Below are 18,203 nucleotides of genomic sequence, written 5' to 3'. Positions count from 1 at the left end.
CGAGGGCGGCGCCATCTGAATTTTAAAAAAAATTGAATGAAAGGCGGCCGCTATGGAGGTTTTCGCCACAGCCCTTCCTGCGCTTGGTGATGCGTGGGCTCTGATCCTGCAACCTATCGTTCTGGGCTATCTTGTGCTCGGCGTTGTCATGGGACTGGCCGTGGGAGTATTTCCCGGGCTGGGCGGTATCGCCGGCCTGTCGCTTTTGCTGCCTTTCATGTTCGGCATGGACCCGATCCTGGGTCTGGCGCTGATGATCGGAATGGTCGCCGTCGTGCCGACCTCTGACACGTTTGCTTCTGTCCTGATGGGGATACCAGGCAGTTCGGCCTCGCAGGCAACTGTGCTTGACGGCTTCCCGATGGCAAAAAAGGGAGAGGCCGCGCGGGCGTTGTCTGCTGCCTTTGCCTCATCCCTGTTCGGGGGTTTGGTCGGTGCAACATTCCTGACCATGTTCATTCTGATCGCACGGCCAATCGTTCTGGCCTTCGGCCTTCCCGAGATGCTAATGATCACCATCCTTGGCCTTTCGATGGTGGCTATTTTGGCGGGGCGCATCCCGTTGAAAGGCGTTGCCGCCGCTGGGCTCGGTCTGATGGTTGGTACCATCGGCGAGGCGGACGCGGGTGGCTCGCTGCGTATGGCCACCTATGACATTCCCTATCTGACCGATGGCCTGAAGCTGGTCATTGTCGGCTTGGGCATTTTTGCCGTCCCTGAAATCGTTTCCCTGCTCCGTCAGGATCGGTCGATTGCCAAGGGAGCTTCGTTGGGGGCCGGATGGCTGGATGGCGTCAAGGACTGGTTCGCCAATATCTGGCTTTCGGTTCGATGCTCAATCATCGGTGTGATCGTAGGTGTTATTCCCGGACTTGGGGGCTCGGTTGTTGACTGGATCGCCTACGGCCATTCCGTGCAGACAACCAAAGACAAGAGCAACTTCGGCAAAGGTGAAGTGCGTGGTGTGATCGGGCCGGAAAGCTCGAACAATGCAAAAGAGGGCGGCGGTCTGGTGCCGACGCTACTGTTTGGCATCCCCGGATCCGGGTCGATGGCGATCTTCATCGGAGCCGTAGCTTTGCTGGGTTCAGGTGATATCGAGGTTGGCCCCAGCATGTTGCAAGACAATCTGGATATCACGTATTCGATCGTCTGGTTGCTGGCTCTGGCCAATGTTGTAGGCACCATTCTGTGTATCGCGGCTTCAGGCGGTATCGCTAAGCTGACCACAATCCGATTTACCTACCTGGCACCGTTCCTGTTCATGCTGATCAGCTTTGCGGCGTTCCAGTCGGGTCAGAATTTCGAAGATCTGTTGGCCCTGTTCGTGATCGGCCTGATCGGCATCTTTCTGCGCCGCTTCGACTGGTCGCGCCCGGCGTTTCTAATTGGCTTCGTGCTGTCGAACCCGGTTGAAAAGTTTACCAACCAGGCATTCCAGATTGCTTCGTTCCGTTTCCGCAAAAGCTTTGGCGAGGGTATGGAATATGTTTTCAGCCCCATTGTGATAATTCTGATCGTAGTCACGATTGTCTCAATCATTCTGGGCATCCGTCAGGCCAAGATGATCATGGCCGAGGGAGAGGTTCAATCCGGCAGCAAACGCGCGCCGCTGGTCTTCCTGCTGGCGATCATGGCTTATCTGGCCGTTGCTTTGATCAACGCCAACATGATCCCGGACTACAATATGACCGACAAGATCATCCCTCTGGTGATTGGGTATGTATCGTTATTTTGCTGTGTCGTTCTGCTGATCCAGATGATGCGCCGGCCCGAGGGCGATGCGATCTTTGCCGACAAGGAAGTTGCCGGTGAGGACGCCAGCGCGCCTCACGGCTTGTGGTCCACACTCGCATGGTTCGCAAGCCTGATCGCGGCAACCTGGGTTGTGGGTTTTATCCTCGCGCTGATCGGGTTCCTGATTGCGTTCCTGCGCGTTCGGGCCGGGTCCAGCTGGCAGATGACGCTGATCCTGACAGCCTGTGGCATCGGTTTCATGTGTGTCATGGCAGGCGCGTTGAACCGCGATTTTCCGCCGGGTTTGTTGCAGGACATGGTTGACCTGCCATGGCCGCTGAAATGAGTCCCGCCGTCGCAGGCGTGCGCGATACCCGAAGGGGCGCGACATGACCCAGACCGGAATTCCGTTCATTTTCATGCGGGGTGGCACATCTCGCGGACCCTACTTCCGACGCTCTGACCTGCCGGAGGATCGGGAGACTCTGGCAGAGGTTCTGATCGCTGCGGTTGGCGCTGGACACCCGTTGAATATTGACGGGATAGGCGGCGGCGCGGCGGTCACGACTAAGGTCGCGATGCTGTCGGCTAGTGACGAAAACTGGGCAGATATCGATTACTTCTTCGCCCAGGTTTCGGTTGAGGAAAAGCTGGTCGATTTCAAACCCACCTGCGGGAACATCCTGTCGGGCGTCGGCCCTGCAGCAATCGAAATGGGTTTGGTCGAGCCGCGGGGCGATGAAACCGAAATCCGCATTCGCGCTGTCAACACCGGAGCGCAGGTGGTGGCTAAGGTGCCGACACCTGGCGGTGAGCTGACCTATCAGGGTGATGTGGAGATTGCCGGCGTGCCGGGGCGTGCCGCACCAGTGCACCTAAGTTTCATGGGCGTTGTGGGTTCATCCACCGGCGCATTCCTGCCCACTAGTCATCTGCGCGACACAGTGCAGGGTATCGAGCTAACCTGCATGGACGTCGCGATGCCGATGGCCATTGCGCGCGCCTCTGATTTTGGTCTTACCGGATACGAAAGTGCAGAGGAACTGGACAGCAATCGCGCGTTCTTTGACCGGATGGAGGCCGTTCGGATTGAAGCGGGGTTGTTGATGGGAATGGGCGATGTATCCCAGTCCGTGACCCCAAAATTCGGCATACTTGCCCCTGCTCGGGACGGGGGCACACTTGCAGTCAGGTATTTCATGCCGTGGAATACACACCCGACGATGGCGGTAACAGGGGCACAATGCATGGCCTCCTGTGCGTTGACGCCGGGAACTGTTGCAGATGGGTTATTGGAACGAGCCGCATCTGGGCCTGCCGAAGTCGTTCTTGAGCACGCTTCGGGTAAAATCGATGTTCTTGTGGATTTCTCCAGCGAAGATGGTTTCACTCTCAATGCGGCGGGATTGGTGCGAACGGTGCGCAAGCTGGTAGATGGCAAAATCTATGTACCGCAATCTGTGTGGGATGGGAGTTGAACAGGCATAAGCTAAATAGTATACTACGGTATACATAAGAGGAGATGTCACGATGAACGACTACTCTGAATGCCTCGATATTGCCCGGCAGGAACTTAAATTGGCGCAGGCTGCATTGCGTCTGGATATGGCGAATTATCCGACGCCAATCGCTGGCTGCGATGAGCAATTCAATCATTTGCTGGATCAGAGCCAACGTGTCTGCAATGCGCTCGCGGCGCTTGAGGCACCGAATTTTGTTCCAACACCTAGAAAACTGGAAACCGGGCAAGGTATTGAAAGTCGATGAAAATCCACGTTCTGGATGACTGGTTTAACACGCTACGCGGCCTGCCTTGTTTTGCAAAGCTTGCAGATCATGACGTGACGGTTTGGACAGATCACGTCGAAGACATCGGCGTGTTGGCATCGCGGTTACAGGATGCCAATGCTGTGGTTTTGTTCCGGGAACGCACCAATATTACCCGAGCGTTACTTGAGAAGCTGCCTAACCTGCGGCTGATCAGTCAGCGCAGCGTATATCCCCACGTCGATGTGCAGGCATGTTCTGATCACAATGTACTTTTATGTTCGAACATGCACGGCGGCACGCCGTCTTATGCCGCGGCCGAACTCACATGGGCACTGATCATGGCCGGAATGCGTGATCTGCCTTCGCAGATGACATCGGTCAAGGCAGGGCACTGGCAGGCCGGAGTGGGCAAGACGCTACGTGGTCGCCAATTGGGGCTTTATGGCTATGGCCGCATTGCTCGTGCCGTTGCAGGCTACGCTCAGGCGTTCGGGATGAATGTTGTCTGGTGGTCATCTGAGAATGGCCGGTCACGTGCACAGGCCGACGGAGCTACGGTCGCGCCGAGCCGGGAGGCGTTTTTTGCTGATAGTGATGTGGTGTCGGTCCATGTGCGCCTGAAACCGGACACGCGTGGGATCATCACCGCATCGGATTTTGCACAGATGCAGCCCGGAGCGATGTTCGTGAATACTTCGCGGGCCGGGCTTCTTGCTTCGGGTGCATTGCTCGAGGCGCTTAGTGTCGGTCGCCCCGGCAAAGCCGCAATCGATGTGTTCGATACGGAGCCGTTGACCGACCCAACCGATCCGTTGCTGGCGCATCCCAACCTGATCGCGACGCCGCATATCGGTTTTGTGACCGAGGACGAGTTCGACTTGCAATTTGCCGACATCTTCGATCAGGTAAACGCCTATGCCGATGGCGCTCCGATCCACATGATCAATCCCGAGGTTTGGACCAACGCAAAATAAGACCGGCCGCGATCGGTGCGCCGATGATCACCAGTACGATCCGTGTCAGGTGGTGGGTGATTACAAACCCCAGATCAGCGCCAGAGACTATGGCAAGAACGGTCATCTCAGCCTGACCTCCAGGCGCAAACGCAAGAAACGCCTCGAGCGGTTGACCCAAGCTGAGTGTAGTCAAAACTGCCGTGAAACCGGCAGCCAGAATGGCGAGTATAACAACGTAGGCAACGCCAGCAGCAACAACCCGACGAAGCTCAGCCCATGTCACACCAACGAAATTTACACCTATCCCGCATCCGATGAAGTACTGCGCCGCTAGAATGGCTTCGCGGGGCGGTCGGGCATGGATGAAATCCCCCAGAGACAATGCAGCCGTCAGGATCATCGGCCCAAGGATGGACGCTCCGAACAGGCCAATTCTTTCGCCGCCCTTCCAGCCAACAAAGGCTGCTACCACCATGAGCAGAAGCTCGTTAACCGGTAGTTCACTGGCGGGCTGGCCAATAGGTTTGGTGAGTTCGGCATCGTAGAAAATCGTCAGAAACAGTGGTGCTAGCGTCACGATGATCAACACGCGCGTTCCGTGGATCAGCGACAGTGTTCTCGGATCAGCACCGGCCTCAGTGCCAAATATGATCATGTCTTGAAGGCCACCCGGCATGGCGGCGTAAAACGCTGTCTTGTCGTCGAACCCCCAGACCTTGCGGAAGAACGGCACGCCGACCAATGCGATTAAGAAGATGAAAAAAGGGATCAGCATGATTGACGCTGCCATTTTCGGCAGGTCGGCAAATAGGCTGGGTGTGATCGATGCGCCAACCGCGACGCCCAGAATGGTTCTGGCCGCGACCGAGATCTGGCCGAACCCTGCCATCGGCGCATGGGCAAGAGCTGCAATCAGACATGCTGTCATGGGGCCAAACAGAAACGGCAACGGCAGATTTAACGCCCAGAAGATTAGCGTTCCAAGCGTCGCAAGGCCAAGTGTCATTGACCTTTTCATCAGCATAGCTGGTTGGTTTTCCGAGCTGGGCAAAACTTGGTTTCCGGGGTCATTGACTCGCTTTGTATCCAAGTGTATACATCTGGACTCAGATTGCAAGCGTGAGTGCTATGACCATCCAGGACGATCCAAGACAGCCCGGCCCACAAGGCAATTCCACCTATCAGCGCCTTCTGGACGAGGTTCGCGAAGGAACCCTTCTTCCTGGCGACCGCCTGAGGGAAATTGAATTGTCCGAACGGTTGGGCGTCAGCCGGACGCCGATCCGCGAAGCGATCCGGCAGCTTGAGGCGGACGGGCTGGTTACCCATGTGCCAAGGCTGGGCGCAACGGTTCGCAGCCTCGATTATGCCGAAGTAATGGAGCTTTACGAGATGCGCGCCGTGCTTGAAGGCACAGCCGCCCGATTGGCAGCACGGGCAGCATCAGATGTTGAGCTTGATGAGTTGGAGGTTCTGAATGATCGGCTGGCCGAGGCTGGCACAGGTCTGGACGCAGCCCGGATAAACCGGATTTTTCACGCCACTTTGTTGGATGCGGCCAAGAACCGGTTTCTGGCAAAGTCCATGCTGTCTCTGCAAAAGGCACTGCTGATCCTCGGGCCATCGCAATTGTTGGACAGTGATCGGACAGAAACTGCGGTGGCCGAGCATCGGCACATCATGGCCGCCCTGAAATCGCGCGACGGGGCCGCAGCAGAAACCGAAATGCGCGCGCATATCCAGGCAGCCCAACGAATGCGCATCCGCGCGCTGCAGGAACGAGACCGCACAAGCGATCAAAGCCAGTAGGAATACGGGACATGGCCACCCAAACGGAAGCTTATGATATCGCGGTGATCGGTGGGGGAAACGCGGCCCTATGTGCGGCAATGACCGCGGCCGAAGCAGGCGCGAGGGTCCTGATTCTGGAAACCGCGCCCAAACCGTATCGCGGGGGAAACTCTCGCCACACGCGCAACTTTCGCTGTATGCACACCGGCCCTCTGGGGCCCTTGATCGAGGAATACAGCGAGGATGAATACCTTTCCGACCTGTTGAAAGTCACAGGCGGCAAGACTGACGAACATCTGGCGCGTTTGGCGATCCGAACCTCGGAAGATTGCTTGCCGTGGATGGAAGAGCACGGGGTTCGCTTCCAACCGTCTCTTTCCGGTACGTTGTCCCTTGCCCGGACTAATGCGTTTTTCATGGGGGGCGGCAAATCTCTGGTGAATGCCTACTATCGGACAGCCGCCGGGTTGGGGGTCGACGTCCGGTACGAAGCCGCAGTCACGCATTTGGAGCTGAATGGTGATCAGATCGAATGGGTCGATTTCACCTTTGAAGGTCAAGAACATCGTATCACTCCCAAAGCCGTGATTGTCGCATCAGGCGGGTTTCAGGCCGACACTGATTGGCTCACCCGTGCTTGGGGCGAACCTGCAAAGAACTTCCTGATCCGCGGTACGCCTTACAATCGAGGTGTAGTGCTGGCCGACCTTCTGGATCAAGGCGTCGAGAGCGTTGGCGATCCGACCCAGTGCCACGCCGTTGCCATCGACGGGCGCGCGCCGAAGTTTGACGGCGGTATCGTCACCCGTCTGGACTGCGTTCCATTCTCAATTGTCGTCAACAAGGACGCCGAACGATTCTATGACGAGGGCGAAGACGTCTGGCCGAAGCGCTATGCGATCTGGGGTCGACTTGTGGCTGCGCAACCGGATCAGGTGGGGTACGTCATCATCGACGCAAAGTCGCTGAACCTGTTTATGCCATCCGTGTTTCCACCGCTTAAGGCGGACACGTTGGAAGAACTGGGCGGGATGATGGACCTACCAGCCGACAAGCTGACGGCGACCGTCGCCGAGTTCAATGCTGCGTGCGGGGATACCAGCAGGTTTCATTCGACCGAATTGGATGGCGTAACGACCTCTGGTCTGACGCCGCCCAAGACCAACTGGGCTCGCCCTATTACTGAGCCTCCTTTCTACGGCTATTCGCTGCGCACCGGTGTGACCTTCACCTATCTGGGCCTGAAGGTAGATGAAACCGCGCAATGCTCGACGACAAACGGCAAGATACAGAACCTTTGGGCGGCAGGAGAAACTATGGCCGGGTCAATTTTGGGGCAGGGGTATCTGGCCGGGTTCGGCATGACCATCGGAACCGTTTTCGGACGCATTGCAGGACGAGAGGCCGCTTCTTATGCAAACTGACCTGATTCAGGAAGCCCGCCGTCAGGCCGAGATCTGCAATGCCTGCAGGTATTGCGAAGGCTATTGCTCGGTCTTTCCGTCGCTACATGCCGAACGCGCATTCTCGGATGGCGATATCACGCAATTGGCCAATCTGTGTCACAACTGCCGAGGATGTTACTATGCCTGCCAATACACTGCCCCGCATGAGTTCGACCTGAACCTGCCCAAGGCACTGGCCGAGGTCCGACGTGACAGTTGGGAAAGCTTCGCCTGGCCGCAACCCCTAGCGCGCCGCTTCCATACTCATGGTGGAGCTATCGCTCTGGCTCTGGTCGTTGGCTTCGCGCTTTTGTTTTGGGCAATTCGTATGATCGGCTCGGCTGGGGGTGAAGGCTTCTACGCAGTGCTCTCTCACAACGCGATGGTAGCGATCTTTGCTCCGGCTTTCTTGCTGCCACTGTTCAGCATCGGCATCAGCCTTCGGCGCTACTGGTATGTAGTTGGAGGCAAACCTATCCAACTCCGCGACCTGAAAGCCGCGCTAACCCGAGCAGCCAGGATGCAGGACCTGGCTGCGGGCCATGTGGAGGGTTGCAATTTCGAGGACGAAGATCGCTTCAGCCAGGCCCGACGCCACGTGCATCATGCGATCATGTACGGGTTTCTGCTGTGTTTTGCTTCGACCTCGGTGGCTACGATCATGCATTACGGGTTCGACATGCACGCACCTTACGGGTTCTGGTCATTGCCAAAGCTGTTTGGCGTCACAGGGGGCGTTTTGCTCACCGTTGGTTGCTGCGCGATGGTCTTGCTGAAGCAGAAATCAGACCGCAACCTCGGCGACGCATCAGCTTGGGGCGGAGACTTCGGATTCATCTTACTGCTTGGGTTTGTGGCGTTAAGCGGGCTTGTTCTCTACGCTCTCGGTTCATCGGTCCTGATGCCTGCGCTGCTTGCTATACATCTTGGATCGGTCCTGGCGCTCTTCCTCCTTACGCCCTACACAAAAATGGCTCACGGTTTCTATCGGATGGCTGCGTTGGTGCGGGATGAGCAACGTCACAGGAATTGAGGTGCACATGGGGCACTAGGTCTAGTTGACAAAAGGGATTAACATCGTTCGGCGGGCATGAATCAAGCTGGTATCTGCGATGGAGACCAGCTTGGCACGAAACCTAATGTCGGACGAGGAGTGGGCGTTCTTTGAACGGTTCAGTTTTTTGGTCAGTTCCCCGAGCGGGCGCGAACTTACCAACCATCGCCTTGTTCTTGATGGTGTTTTCTGGATTGCACGTACAGGTGCCTCATGGCGAGACCTGTCTGAGGAGTTTGGGAAGTGGTCGAGTGTCTACCGACAGTTCCGCCGATGGACTCTCGCGGGGCTCTGGGAACAGATCCTGGAAGCCTTGAACCAAAGTGGAGCTGTGCCGGATGCCTTCCAAAAGTTTGCGACAAAACTGTATGAAAGCCCGATTTCGAGCTGCGCTTTCAAGTCAATCCGATCTTCATCAACACGTCAGGGTCCCTTCCAGCCGCTATTCATCGTCCAGCTTCGTGGCATTGACTGCCAGTTTGAGAAGTATGTCCGAAAAAGCTTTGCGGTCATCAGCACTGAGCGCCGCCAAAACTCTGTCTTGTCTTGTCTTGAGGTATTGCGCGGCCTTGTCTTGTAGGGCTCGTCCGGCAGGTGTGATCCTGAGCAGGGCCTGCCGTCCATCCTCTGCATCGGGTGAACGTTCTATATATCCTTCCGCCACCATCCGGTGAACAGCCCGGGACACTGTGTTGCGCGGTCTGCGCGATATGTCGGCGATGTCTTGCGCCTTCATTTCATCGAAGTGCGCCAGACAGGCGAGTAGAACGAACTCAGCGCGAATGATTCCAAAGTCGCTCTTGATCGCATCATAGGCTGGACCAGCGATTGAACCGGCCAAATAAGTGATGCGGTAAGCTTCAGGAAAGCCAATCGTTTCAAAAAGCGAGATAAAATCCTCGGCTGGTTTGCCCTGCTTTTCGTGCGTCACGCGTGCTTTCCCTTTCCCGACATCTCCGGGCTTGCCAGAATCGTTGGCTCATTGCAAGTTGTTCCACGTGGAACAACATCGGCATGTGTGAAACCTGATACCGAAGGAGACGGCGATATGTCTGGAGCGCGCAATCGGCTGACCATTCCTGACCTCGCTGCAAAGAAAGCGGCTGGCGAACGTCTGGTCATGGTGGCCGTTGGCGAAGCGCTAACAGCTTCTTGGGCAGAACGCGCGGGTGTAGACATTGTAGGGGTGGGTGACAGTCTGGGTATGACGCTTCACGGGCACGAGAATACGCTCGCGATAACGGTCGACCAGATGATAATGCATACGCAAGCCGTACGGCGGGGTGCGCCGAACACTATGAACATAGTGTCGATGCCCTACGGGTCTTACGCGACGCCGGACATAGCCGTGAAGAATGCTGTGCGGATGATGAAAGAAAGCGGGGCTGATGCGCTTAAGCTGCAACTGGGCCGCGAGGGTGCGCATATCATAAGCGCTGTCGCGGATGCGGGCGTCCCGGTGATGAGCCATGTAGGACTTTTGCCGCACAAAGTGCATTTGTTTGGCGGTTTCAAAATACAGGGGCGGACGGCAGAGGCCGCGATGGAGATCCTGGAAGACGCGCGCGCCATTGAAGCGGCAGGAGCCATTGGTCTTGAGATTGAGGCAATGCCTTATGAAGTCGGAAAAGCCGTAGACGAAGCGGTGTCAATCTTCACTTTTTCAATCGGATCAGGATCGGCTGGCACCTGCCAGTTATTGAATGGCTACGATCTGCTTGGTGCCTTTGACACATTCAAACCAAAATTCGCAAAACGTTATGCAAACCTTGCTGAGATCGCCACTGCGGCCTTCGCTGATTGCGCCGAAGACGTTCGGTCCGGAAACTTTCCTGACGCCGATCACAGCTACCAAATGAAACCCGAAGAAATCGAGCGCTTTGCAGCGCTGTGCGCCACAGGAGGATGACATGGACGGAAACGAACCCATCACCCGGAACGGTCAGCGTATCCCCAACGGGATGCTTCAGGACAACTATCCTCGCAACATGTGGTGGGTCGCTGCACATAGTCGCGAGGTGACGAGCAAACCGCTAGCGCGGTGGATATTAGAGACGCCAGTAGTTCTCTACAGGCTTGAAGACGGTACACCCGCCGCTCTGTATGACCGTTGCCCCCACCGGTGGGCCCCTTTGTCAGAAGGTCACGTCGATGGTGACAAAATCGTCTGCCCTTACCACGGCATGGAATTCAATACGGAGGGGCTTTGCACTAAAGCACCGACCCAGCACATGAAGCCCAAGCGGGCCGAGATTCCCTCGTTTGCTGTGCGCGAAGCAGGTGCTTTCATATGGATATGGATGGGCGATCAGGACAGCATCGACTGCGATCCGCCTGAGGTGGACTATCAAGTCGATCCGAATTGGTCGTTCCTTGACGGTTACTATGAAGTCGCGGCCAACTGGGTGCTGATACGCGAGAACGTGATGGATCTGACGCATATAGCTTTCCTGCACAAGAACACGTTCAAGCAGAATGACTGGGTCACCCCACCGGATCATTACATGGAAGGCGACACTGTCTGCTACGAGCAGGACTTTGACCTTGCGCCGCTCTCACCGCTTTTCTGTGCTGGTATGGGCTTGCCCGAAGACAAGCCAGTCAAGCGCACGCAGAAGGGGCGGATGCCGTCGTTGTCTATCTCTTTTTCGGACTGGGTTGTGCATGATCCAATGCCAGAACCCGACGCACGCGCTGATTTCGTTATGCGGGGCTGCCATATTGTGACCCCTTCAGTCAGAGGCAAAACGCACTACTTTTGGGGCGCGGCCTTTGACGTACCGTCAATAACTGATGATGTGGTTGAAAAGACCAAGGCCAGCATCGTTGCCGCTTTCGACGAGGACAGACATCTGCTGGAAATCATGCAAAAACAGATCAGCAAGGATCCGCGCAGGCTCGATTTTCTTGAAGTCACATTGGGCGCTGATGGCGCTGGCATCTTTGTCCGCCAGATTTTGAATAAGAAACTCAAGGCCGAAGGCCGACCTCTCTGACACGTTAAATGTTGTCTTAGGAGTAAAGTAAACATGCTCAACACGGTAGCCACCAAAACAACATCGCAGATGCCGCTGACTGTGCGTGAGCGGCGCTCGGCTTTCTGGGCCAGCAGCGATGCCCATAATCCCAATGGTTATATGGTTTACAATCACACATTGATCCCTTCGACCTTTGGTGAGGCGGAGCAACAGTACTACCACCTGAAATCGGCTGTGCAGCTGTGGGATGTGGGTTGTGAACGGCAAATCGAGCTGGTCGGTCCGGACGCCGCGAAACTCGTTCAGATGTCGACACCACGAGACATCAGCCAGATGACACATGATAGGTGTTTCTACATTCCCACCGTCGATGGGAAAGGTCATATGACTAACGATCCAGTTCTGCTGCGTCTGGACGAGGACCGGTTTTGGGTCTCAATTTCCAACAGCGATCTAATGCTCTACTACAAGGGAATAGCCGCCGCGTTGAACCTCAAAGTAGAGGTTTTCGAACCGGCGGTCTCGCCATTGGCAATTCAAGGTCCGAAGGCTGACGAATTGGCCGCGCGTGTATGGGGTGGCAAAATCCGCGATCTTAGGTTCTTCCGCCACATGCGCGTGGACGTGAACGGCACGCAAATGATCCTCGCTCGGTCAGGTTTTTCCACACAAGGTGGCTTTGAACTTTATTTCGAAGGCAACGAGGATGGTGATGTGGTCTGGAACCAGCTTATGGAAGCTGGTCGCGATCTGGACGTGCGGGCAAGTGCGCCGCACCAATCCGAGCGTATCGAGTCGGGAATGCTGTCATTCCTAGCAGATATCACTTTCGACATGACGCCATTTGAGGCTGGTCTGGGAAGTCTGTGCGAGACAGAGCGCGACATAGGTTGCCTTGGATGGGCGGCCCTACGCGAAAAGCGCGAGCCGGATCGGCAGCTACGCCCTATCGAGATTGCCGGTGATGGGCTGCCGCCTCAGGGTGAATTCTGGAGTGTTATCGCAGACGGCCGTCCTGTCGGACGGATCTCGTCCTCATGCCGCGCATATAGCTTCGACTGTAACGCGGCAATCGGTTTGATTGATCGTAGTCATTGGAGTCCGGGCACTGCTCTCGAGATACTTACGTCCGATGGTTTGCGCGAAGCGACGGTCAAAGAGAAGTTCTGGGGGAGGTTCTGATGGCCGCACGTATTGCCCGCCCGCGTCGGAGTTTCATTTTTACACCGGGTCTGCGCCCAGACATGTTTCCGAAGGCCCTGGCAAGCGGTGCTGATATCGTCTGTGTCGAGTTGGAGGACGGGATAGCGCCAAAGGACAAAGCTGAAGCGCGAAAAAAAGCACTGGCTCTTTTCGAAACGCCGCAAGCCGACGACGGTGTCGATCGTATTGTACGGATCAATTCAATGCGCGAACGGTTCGGAATCGAGGATGTGAACGCGATCCTTTCTACTAATACTCCGCCACCAGCCCTGATGATGCCAAAAGTCAGGACCCCTGACGAGGTCGTTATTCTGGACCAGCTTTTAAGCGAAGCGGGCCACACCACTCGGCTGCACGTCATCATCGAAACAAATGAAGGGTTAGAGGCGGCGTTTGAGATTGCCCGAAGTTCAGATCGGATCGACGCGATGTTTTTTGGGGGCGTTGACATGGCTGCCGAGCTTAGATGCCAAAACAACTTCCAGTCCCTGATTTACGCCCGATCTCGGGTCGTTCACGCCTCGGCTGCCGCCGGCCTCGATGTGATCGACGTTCCATTTCTCGACCTCGATGATCCGGATGGAATGCGCAAGGAGGCCGAACTGGTACGTGAACTGGGCTTCGCAGGAAAAGGATCCGTGCATCCCAAACAAATTGCGAAGCTGAATGAGATCTTCACGCCGACGGATGCACAGATTTCCACTGCGCGCCGCGTTATCTCCGAGTTTGAGAAAGCCGACACCGGACTTGTTGTGATTGACGGCAAACTGATTGAGAAACCGGTACTGCGTGAAATGCTCCGCATCGTTGCAATAGCTGATCGTTTGGAAGCGTAAGCGAACATTGGTGTACTATACTAAATTCGATCAAGTTGGGCTCGAAGAGACCGTTGGCGGTCCGAAGCAAACATTTGAACAGCTTGTAATAGTGGCGGAACCTAGAAACTCACTGGAACCAGATAATGTTTTTCTGGCGCGCCCAAATCGAGCGGCAACGGAACTAAGATTTTGCCCGCTCGCGATAAAACGCGGTCCTCGGTTGCACGGATCGCCAAGTTCGGGCAAACGACTTCAGTCTTCCGCCCGGTAGAGAATTGTGCCTCTCTGATTGATGAGACGCACTTCGCCGGAGGAAGGATGGAAGTAAGCTTCTACACGCTTGCCATCTGGCATGCTCCCATAAACCTCCCAGCATCCGCCATCCTGCTTCATCCGGTTCACCGTCCAACCTTCCGCGGTGATCTTCTCGGTCAGTTGCTCTTCCGTAAGCCAATCCTCGGCTGCGACGTTCTCGCATTGATACATGCCAGTTGCTTGGGTCATTGTCGGCAATGCAATCGAAATCACCAAAATCCACGTTTTCATTTGTTGTCCTTTCGTTAGGCGGTGCGAGTGCGTTTGCGGTTGAGATTTTTCCAGATCCTGAACGCTTCGAGTCCCGCCAAAGGCACGAAGTGTACAAGAGCAGGTCCAAGGTTGTTGTGGACGAATATCCAATGCATCAGCGTTGCGACTGCCGCCGCATAGACCCAGCGCTGAAGCGACTTCCAAGCCGGGCCCAATGTACGGACTGACCAGTCGTTGGAAGTCAGAGCAAGTGGCACAAAAACGAAGAATGCGAGCCAACCGGTCCAAATTCCCAGTGCCAGTGCTTCTCCGAGGACCGCCTGTAAGCTACCCATGTCAAACAGGTAGAGAACAGTATGAAACGCCGCATAGGCAAAGGCCCCTACACCAAAATATCGGCGTCGCTTCATCATCCACTTCCAGAACCCGGAGGCCGGAAAGAGCATGCGCATCGGAGTGAGCATCATTGTGATGATCAGGAACCGGGCGGAGAATTCACCCGTCGGATGCAATAGCATCTCGGCAACAGGCTCACCTTCACTCCCAGGTTGACCGGAGACCAGGGCAAGAACCATCGGAAACGATGGCAGCGCAATGAGACCCCACACAAGACAACGAGAGTTTAGTATCTGCCTAAGCACTGAGAGCCTCATGGTTTGAGCGCACGCATTCTTCGTTGAACGCGTCAGCGGCAAAGTTCCGTCGAAAATTCGCGCGGCTATGGTTTTCTTTTCAGAATGAAAAGACTGATGATCAACTCAGTTTGCCGAAGAACCCAAGCCTGTCACAAAGCCATAAGATGCTTCGACCAAGTCGAAGACGACATCCAATTCCGCCGTGTTCATTGGCGTGAAGATCATGACGAAACCGCCCCAGCCGGGTCTTTGATCTGCCCAAGGATGGCTGACAGCCCAACCTTTTTCAGTTGCTACTTTCGCGAGCGCTGGCGAAAGCGACGCATGCAAGCTGCCGTCAGGGTGTATGTGGCCAAATTCACGCCCGCCTACAATGACCTCCGGTCGTGCCAGCGCCTGACCTTCGTTGATCCAGAAACCCAAGGCTCCGGGCAGGGATACAATCGTTGGCTTGATCTGAACGCCCGGCAAACCAGAAACTCTTTTCAGAAGCGCTTCTGAAATTCCCGGCACCGGCTCTACCCCGATCTGAATATGCGGCACACCATCCGTTGTAAGAGGGATGGGTGTCTCACGCATTGGCAGGTTTGTAAGGTCAGCAAGTGCGTGGGACGCCCCAAAAGCGCATACAAGGGAAGCTATACAAAGCAGGCGATCTACCTTCATGTTTCTATCTCCCTTTGGCAGGCGTTAGCCATGATAGGCTTGGCTGACCGCGAAACTGTCTTCAAACCAATGCCACAAAACCACCTGACCGTCGCGAACCTTGGCGCGCAGTGCGAACGTAAATTCGCCAATATCCTTGCCGGACTTTGTCGTTTTCCCGTTCATCTTACCGAAGACCGCAACCGTGTCGCCAGACGCGAAAACATCGGTATTCTCCCACATCGTGGTTTCAAAGTTGGACGAGAATACACCGAGGAACTCAAAAATTGCCTCTTTGCCTTCGGCGCCACCCACCCAGGGTAATGTGGTGTCGCCTTCGTTATGCCAGACCATGTCGTCAGCCATCAGATTGGCCATGCTCTCCATGTCGCCGCTGCCCATAGCGCCCATGAACGCCATGACTGTCTCAAGACTTGCCTGCGTGTCTTCACTTCCATCAGCCGCCGACACCTGAGTACCCAGGGCAGCCGCCAAAGCCGAAAGGCCCAGGGCCTTCAGCGCAATTCTTCGTTCCATTTTCGGTTTCCTTTCATAACCTCCAGCCCGGCATTTTTCAGGGGCCAAGCTGTCTGGATTGTCGGATTAGCGACCGGCGAGCTGTTGCAGCGCACCCGCCCAGTCTTCGACGTGGTAAGAGCGGACGATCTTGCCGTCGTCCAGTTCGTGGATATCGATGGTCATGATGTCGAAGCTCCGGCCCTCACCGTCGACACCGAACATCAGACCAACGGGTGTGCCGGTGGCTCGGCTGCGGACGATGACGAAATCACCGGCCTGGTGCATGGCTTGCACCGACCATTCGAGGTCCGGAATGAGCTTTCCGAAACCACCGATTTGGCCAAGAAAGGCGTCGCTGGATTTGTTGGACCCCGAATAGTCGCCGATGCTTTCCCAATCGTCAGAGATTGAAGCTTCAAAGGCCGCCACGTGATCTTGCGACGCAGGGTTACTCAACAGGTCGTAGAAGTTTTGCACGGTCGCGGTGTCGTCCGCCCATGCTCCGCCTGCAACTGAAACAAATGCAAATGAAAGCGCCAGGTTTTTGATCGTCATGTGATGCTCCAGATCAATGATGAGGGGTGGGTTCACTCATGGCACTCTGCGGTGTTTCCGCCGGGTGGTTCCATTCCAATTCCGGGTGTTCGCGGAAGGCGAAACGTTCGAGATAGCTGGTTACGACCTGAACCACCCGATCCAGATCCGCCTGAGACGTCGCACTCATCACCAAGCGCAGACCCGACGCGTCCTGTTTGAGATCACACCGACCAAATGGGAATTTCACCCAAACGGTATCCGCATCGCACCATGCTTCGACCTTGCGACCGAAGTGATGACAAAGGCTGTCAGATATCGCCCGCCTCGTTGGGTTGAAAATGTCGCGTGCAGTTGCATCGGTTGGCTCCGTAAGGCTTGCACCCAAAGTATTTCCGCTGCATTGTTTTGAAAATTGACTGATTGCCGACAATATAATTCCGCAAAGCAGAACAATGATCGATCATCTCAGACATATGGCGATTTTCGCGCGCGTGGTCGACGAAGGATCGTTTCGTGGCGCCGCAAAAAGCATTGGCCTGGCACCGTCACGGATCAGCGAAACGGTGACAGACCTAGAGAACTTTCTCGGCATCACCTTGCTCTATCGCACAACCCGAAAGATCGCGCTGACCAATGAAGGGCGTGTGTTCTATGGCCGTGCGGTGGAAATGATCCGGAGTGCTGAAACCGGCTTGAACGAGTTGAACGCGTTGTCAGTGGAACCTGTCGGAGCGCTACGGGTCTCCGTGCCTGCTTTTATGTCGTCGTCAGCGCTTTTGACGGCAATGGGTGAGTTCGCAAGAACGCATCCGCATGTAGCGTTGTCGCTGTCATTTACCGATCGCCCCGTAGATCTCATCGATGACGGATTTGACCTGAATATCCGAGTGGGATGGCTCGACGACAGCTCGATGATGTCTCGAAAACTTGGTGAAATCGGGCGAACACTTGTCTCTGGCGCCGAATATGCAGCGTGTCGGCCAAAACCAAAACATCCCGATGATTTGGAGGACTGGGACTGGATCAACTATGCCCAGCGATCTGATACCATTAAGTTTATTTCGCGGAACGAAAAGATCGCGAGGGTGGCAGGCAAATCCCAGATTCGAGTGGATAACGTGGATGCATTGCACCACCTTACACAACAGAACCTTGGTATTACTGTGTTGCCTCACTATCTGGCGGAACGCGGCCTCAGATCGGGGAGCTTCGTAGACCTTCTGCCCGATTGGAAACTCCGACCACTCGGAATTTACGCGGTGTGGCCAGATCAATCGCGGCGCGAGAACCTGACTGTGCACTTTGTACGTTTTCTGGCGGAGAACCATCAGAGTTGAGCATTGTGCTTGGCCGGTCAACCCGCTCAGGAAGGTAGTCAATACTTCGGTGACCTGCGTCATTTGGAACCAGCAGCTCGATCCAGGCATTGGCGACGAAGGTACTGCCGAGCTTTCGCCCGGATTGAGCAAGCTATGTCGGTGCCATGTTTATTCCGAGCCACATGTCGCGCCTGAAAGTCTTCCGCTACCCCCGCATTTCCCAATGTTTAACAATCGGACTCAAACAATTTGGCAAAACCAGCCAGAC

The 18,203-nt window shown here is 55.6% G+C and carries 20 protein-coding genes and 1 pseudogene; 13 read left to right on the top strand and 8 right to left on the bottom strand.

Features of this window, described 5'->3' with window-relative positions; all coding sequences use genetic code 11:
* The first annotated feature begins 52 nt into the window (after window positions 1-52).
* From AC2FIZ_RS19885 to AC2FIZ_RS19870, 4 genes are read left to right on the top strand one after another with little or no spacing between them, the layout of a single operon-like run.
* The gene (locus tag AC2FIZ_RS19885; protein ID WP_496791542.1) at window positions 53-2,083 is read left to right on the top strand and encodes a tripartite tricarboxylate transporter permease; all 2,031 of its coding nucleotides are present in this window, start codon (window positions 53-55) and stop codon (window positions 2,081-2,083) included.
* A gap of 43 nt (window positions 2,084-2,126) precedes the next feature.
* Window positions 2,127-3,215, top strand: coding sequence for a 4-oxalomesaconate tautomerase (locus tag AC2FIZ_RS19880; RefSeq protein WP_496791541.1), 1,089 nt, complete (start codon window positions 2,127-2,129; stop codon window positions 3,213-3,215).
* Window positions 3,216-3,267: 52 nt separating this feature from the next.
* Window positions 3,268-3,504 carry a hypothetical protein gene (locus AC2FIZ_RS19875; RefSeq protein ID WP_058283467.1) on the top strand — a complete coding sequence of 79 codons (237 nt, stop codon included), beginning with the start codon at window positions 3,268-3,270 and terminating at the stop codon, window positions 3,502-3,504.
* Window positions 3,501-4,481 (top strand): D-2-hydroxyacid dehydrogenase family protein, encoded by a 981-nt coding sequence (locus AC2FIZ_RS19870; protein WP_496791539.1) that lies wholly within the window; start codon window positions 3,501-3,503, stop codon window positions 4,479-4,481. The genes AC2FIZ_RS19875 and AC2FIZ_RS19870 overlap by 4 nt, the downstream gene beginning before the upstream one ends.
* On the opposite strand, the gene AC2FIZ_RS19865 is transcribed toward AC2FIZ_RS19870, so the two are convergent.
* Window positions 4,450-5,469 (bottom strand): AbrB family transcriptional regulator, encoded by a 1,020-nt coding sequence (locus AC2FIZ_RS19865; RefSeq protein ID WP_496791538.1) that lies wholly within the window; start codon window positions 5,467-5,469, stop codon window positions 4,450-4,452. The genes AC2FIZ_RS19870 and AC2FIZ_RS19865 overlap by 32 nt on opposite strands.
* A gap of 122 nt (window positions 5,470-5,591) precedes the next feature.
* Between AC2FIZ_RS19865 and AC2FIZ_RS19860 the strand changes: the two genes are divergently transcribed.
* The 4 genes and pseudogenes from AC2FIZ_RS19860 to AC2FIZ_RS19845 form a co-directional block, all read left to right on the top strand.
* The gene (locus tag AC2FIZ_RS19860; protein ID WP_496791537.1) at window positions 5,592-6,272 is read left to right on the top strand and encodes a GntR family transcriptional regulator; all 681 of its coding nucleotides are present in this window, start codon (window positions 5,592-5,594) and stop codon (window positions 6,270-6,272) included.
* 11 nt (window positions 6,273-6,283) lie between these two features.
* Window positions 6,284-7,678, top strand: coding sequence for an FAD-dependent tricarballylate dehydrogenase TcuA (gene tcuA, locus AC2FIZ_RS19855; RefSeq protein WP_496791536.1), 1,395 nt, complete (start codon window positions 6,284-6,286; stop codon window positions 7,676-7,678).
* Window positions 7,668-8,732 (top strand): tricarballylate utilization 4Fe-4S protein TcuB, encoded by a 1,065-nt coding sequence (gene tcuB, locus AC2FIZ_RS19850; protein ID WP_496791535.1) that lies wholly within the window; start codon window positions 7,668-7,670, stop codon window positions 8,730-8,732. Before tcuA ends, tcuB begins: the two co-directional genes overlap by 11 nt.
* Before the next feature lie 79 nt (window positions 8,733-8,811).
* Window positions 8,812-9,102, top strand: a pseudogene (locus AC2FIZ_RS19845) (transposase); the annotation flags it as partial.
* 93 nt (window positions 9,103-9,195) lie between these two features.
* On the opposite strand, the gene AC2FIZ_RS19840 reads toward AC2FIZ_RS19845, so the two are convergent.
* Complete coding sequence (locus tag AC2FIZ_RS19840; RefSeq protein ID WP_299986052.1) at window positions 9,196-9,684, bottom strand: MarR family winged helix-turn-helix transcriptional regulator; 489 nt, start codon at window positions 9,682-9,684, stop codon at window positions 9,196-9,198.
* Between the two features lie 117 nt (window positions 9,685-9,801).
* On the opposite strand from AC2FIZ_RS19840, the gene panB reads away from it, so the two are divergent.
* Genes panB through AC2FIZ_RS19820 form a run of 4 tightly spaced genes read left to right on the top strand, consistent with a single transcriptional unit; the run spans window position 9,802 to window position 13,770 of the window.
* A complete protein-coding gene (gene panB / locus AC2FIZ_RS19835; protein ID WP_299986050.1) occupies window positions 9,802-10,662 on the top strand; it encodes a 3-methyl-2-oxobutanoate hydroxymethyltransferase in 861 nt (286 codons plus the stop codon).
* Window position 10,663: 1 nt separating this feature from the next.
* Complete coding sequence (locus tag AC2FIZ_RS19830; protein ID WP_496791533.1) at window positions 10,664-11,749, top strand: Rieske 2Fe-2S domain-containing protein; 1,086 nt, start codon at window positions 10,664-10,666, stop codon at window positions 11,747-11,749.
* Between the two features lie 33 nt (window positions 11,750-11,782).
* On the top strand, window positions 11,783-12,913 hold the full coding sequence (locus AC2FIZ_RS19825; RefSeq protein ID WP_496791532.1) for a dimethylsulfoniopropionate demethylase: 1,131 nt from the start codon (window positions 11,783-11,785) through the stop codon (window positions 12,911-12,913).
* Complete coding sequence (locus AC2FIZ_RS19820) at window positions 12,913-13,770, top strand: HpcH/HpaI aldolase/citrate lyase family protein (RefSeq protein ID WP_496791531.1); 858 nt, start codon at window positions 12,913-12,915, stop codon at window positions 13,768-13,770. The genes AC2FIZ_RS19825 and AC2FIZ_RS19820 overlap by 1 nt, the downstream gene beginning before the upstream one ends.
* A 234-nt stretch (window positions 13,771-14,004) precedes the next feature.
* On the opposite strand, the gene AC2FIZ_RS19815 is transcribed toward AC2FIZ_RS19820, so the two are convergent.
* The 6 genes from AC2FIZ_RS19815 to AC2FIZ_RS19790 form a co-directional block, all read right to left on the bottom strand.
* On the bottom strand, window positions 14,005-14,298 hold the full coding sequence (locus AC2FIZ_RS19815; RefSeq protein WP_496791530.1) for a PepSY domain-containing protein: 294 nt from the start codon (window positions 14,296-14,298) through the stop codon (window positions 14,005-14,007).
* Window positions 14,299-14,312: 14 nt separating this feature from the next.
* Entirely contained in the window at window positions 14,313-14,855 is a 543-nt protein-coding gene (locus AC2FIZ_RS19810) for a protein-methionine-sulfoxide reductase heme-binding subunit MsrQ (RefSeq protein ID WP_496791528.1), read from the bottom strand.
* Window positions 14,856-15,038: 183 nt separating this feature from the next.
* Window positions 15,039-15,494: a luciferase domain-containing protein gene (locus AC2FIZ_RS19805; protein ID WP_496791527.1), complete on the bottom strand. Its 456-nt coding sequence runs from the start codon at window positions 15,492-15,494 to the stop codon at window positions 15,039-15,041.
* 111 nt (window positions 15,495-15,605) lie between these two features.
* A complete protein-coding gene (locus AC2FIZ_RS19800; RefSeq protein WP_496791526.1) occupies window positions 15,606-16,097 on the bottom strand; it encodes a nuclear transport factor 2 family protein in 492 nt (163 codons plus the stop codon).
* Window positions 16,098-16,163: 66 nt separating this feature from the next.
* Window positions 16,164-16,634 (bottom strand): ester cyclase, encoded by a 471-nt coding sequence (locus tag AC2FIZ_RS19795; RefSeq protein WP_496791525.1) that lies wholly within the window; start codon window positions 16,632-16,634, stop codon window positions 16,164-16,166.
* 13 nt (window positions 16,635-16,647) lie between these two features.
* Window positions 16,648-17,001 (bottom strand): DUF2218 domain-containing protein, encoded by a 354-nt coding sequence (locus tag AC2FIZ_RS19790; RefSeq protein ID WP_496791523.1) that lies wholly within the window; start codon window positions 16,999-17,001, stop codon window positions 16,648-16,650.
* 67 nt (window positions 17,002-17,068) lie between these two features.
* On the opposite strand from AC2FIZ_RS19790, the gene AC2FIZ_RS19785 reads away from it, so the two are divergent.
* On the top strand, window positions 17,069-17,953 hold the full coding sequence (locus tag AC2FIZ_RS19785) for a LysR family transcriptional regulator (protein WP_496791522.1): 885 nt from the start codon (window positions 17,069-17,071) through the stop codon (window positions 17,951-17,953).
* The last annotated feature ends 250 nt before the right edge of the window (window positions 17,954-18,203 follow it).

It is taken from the genome of Ruegeria sp. CDSB022 (assembly GCF_059611145.1).
The sequence above is the reverse complement of the archived record's forward strand: the minus strand, read 5'-3'. Positions and strand labels throughout refer to the sequence as shown.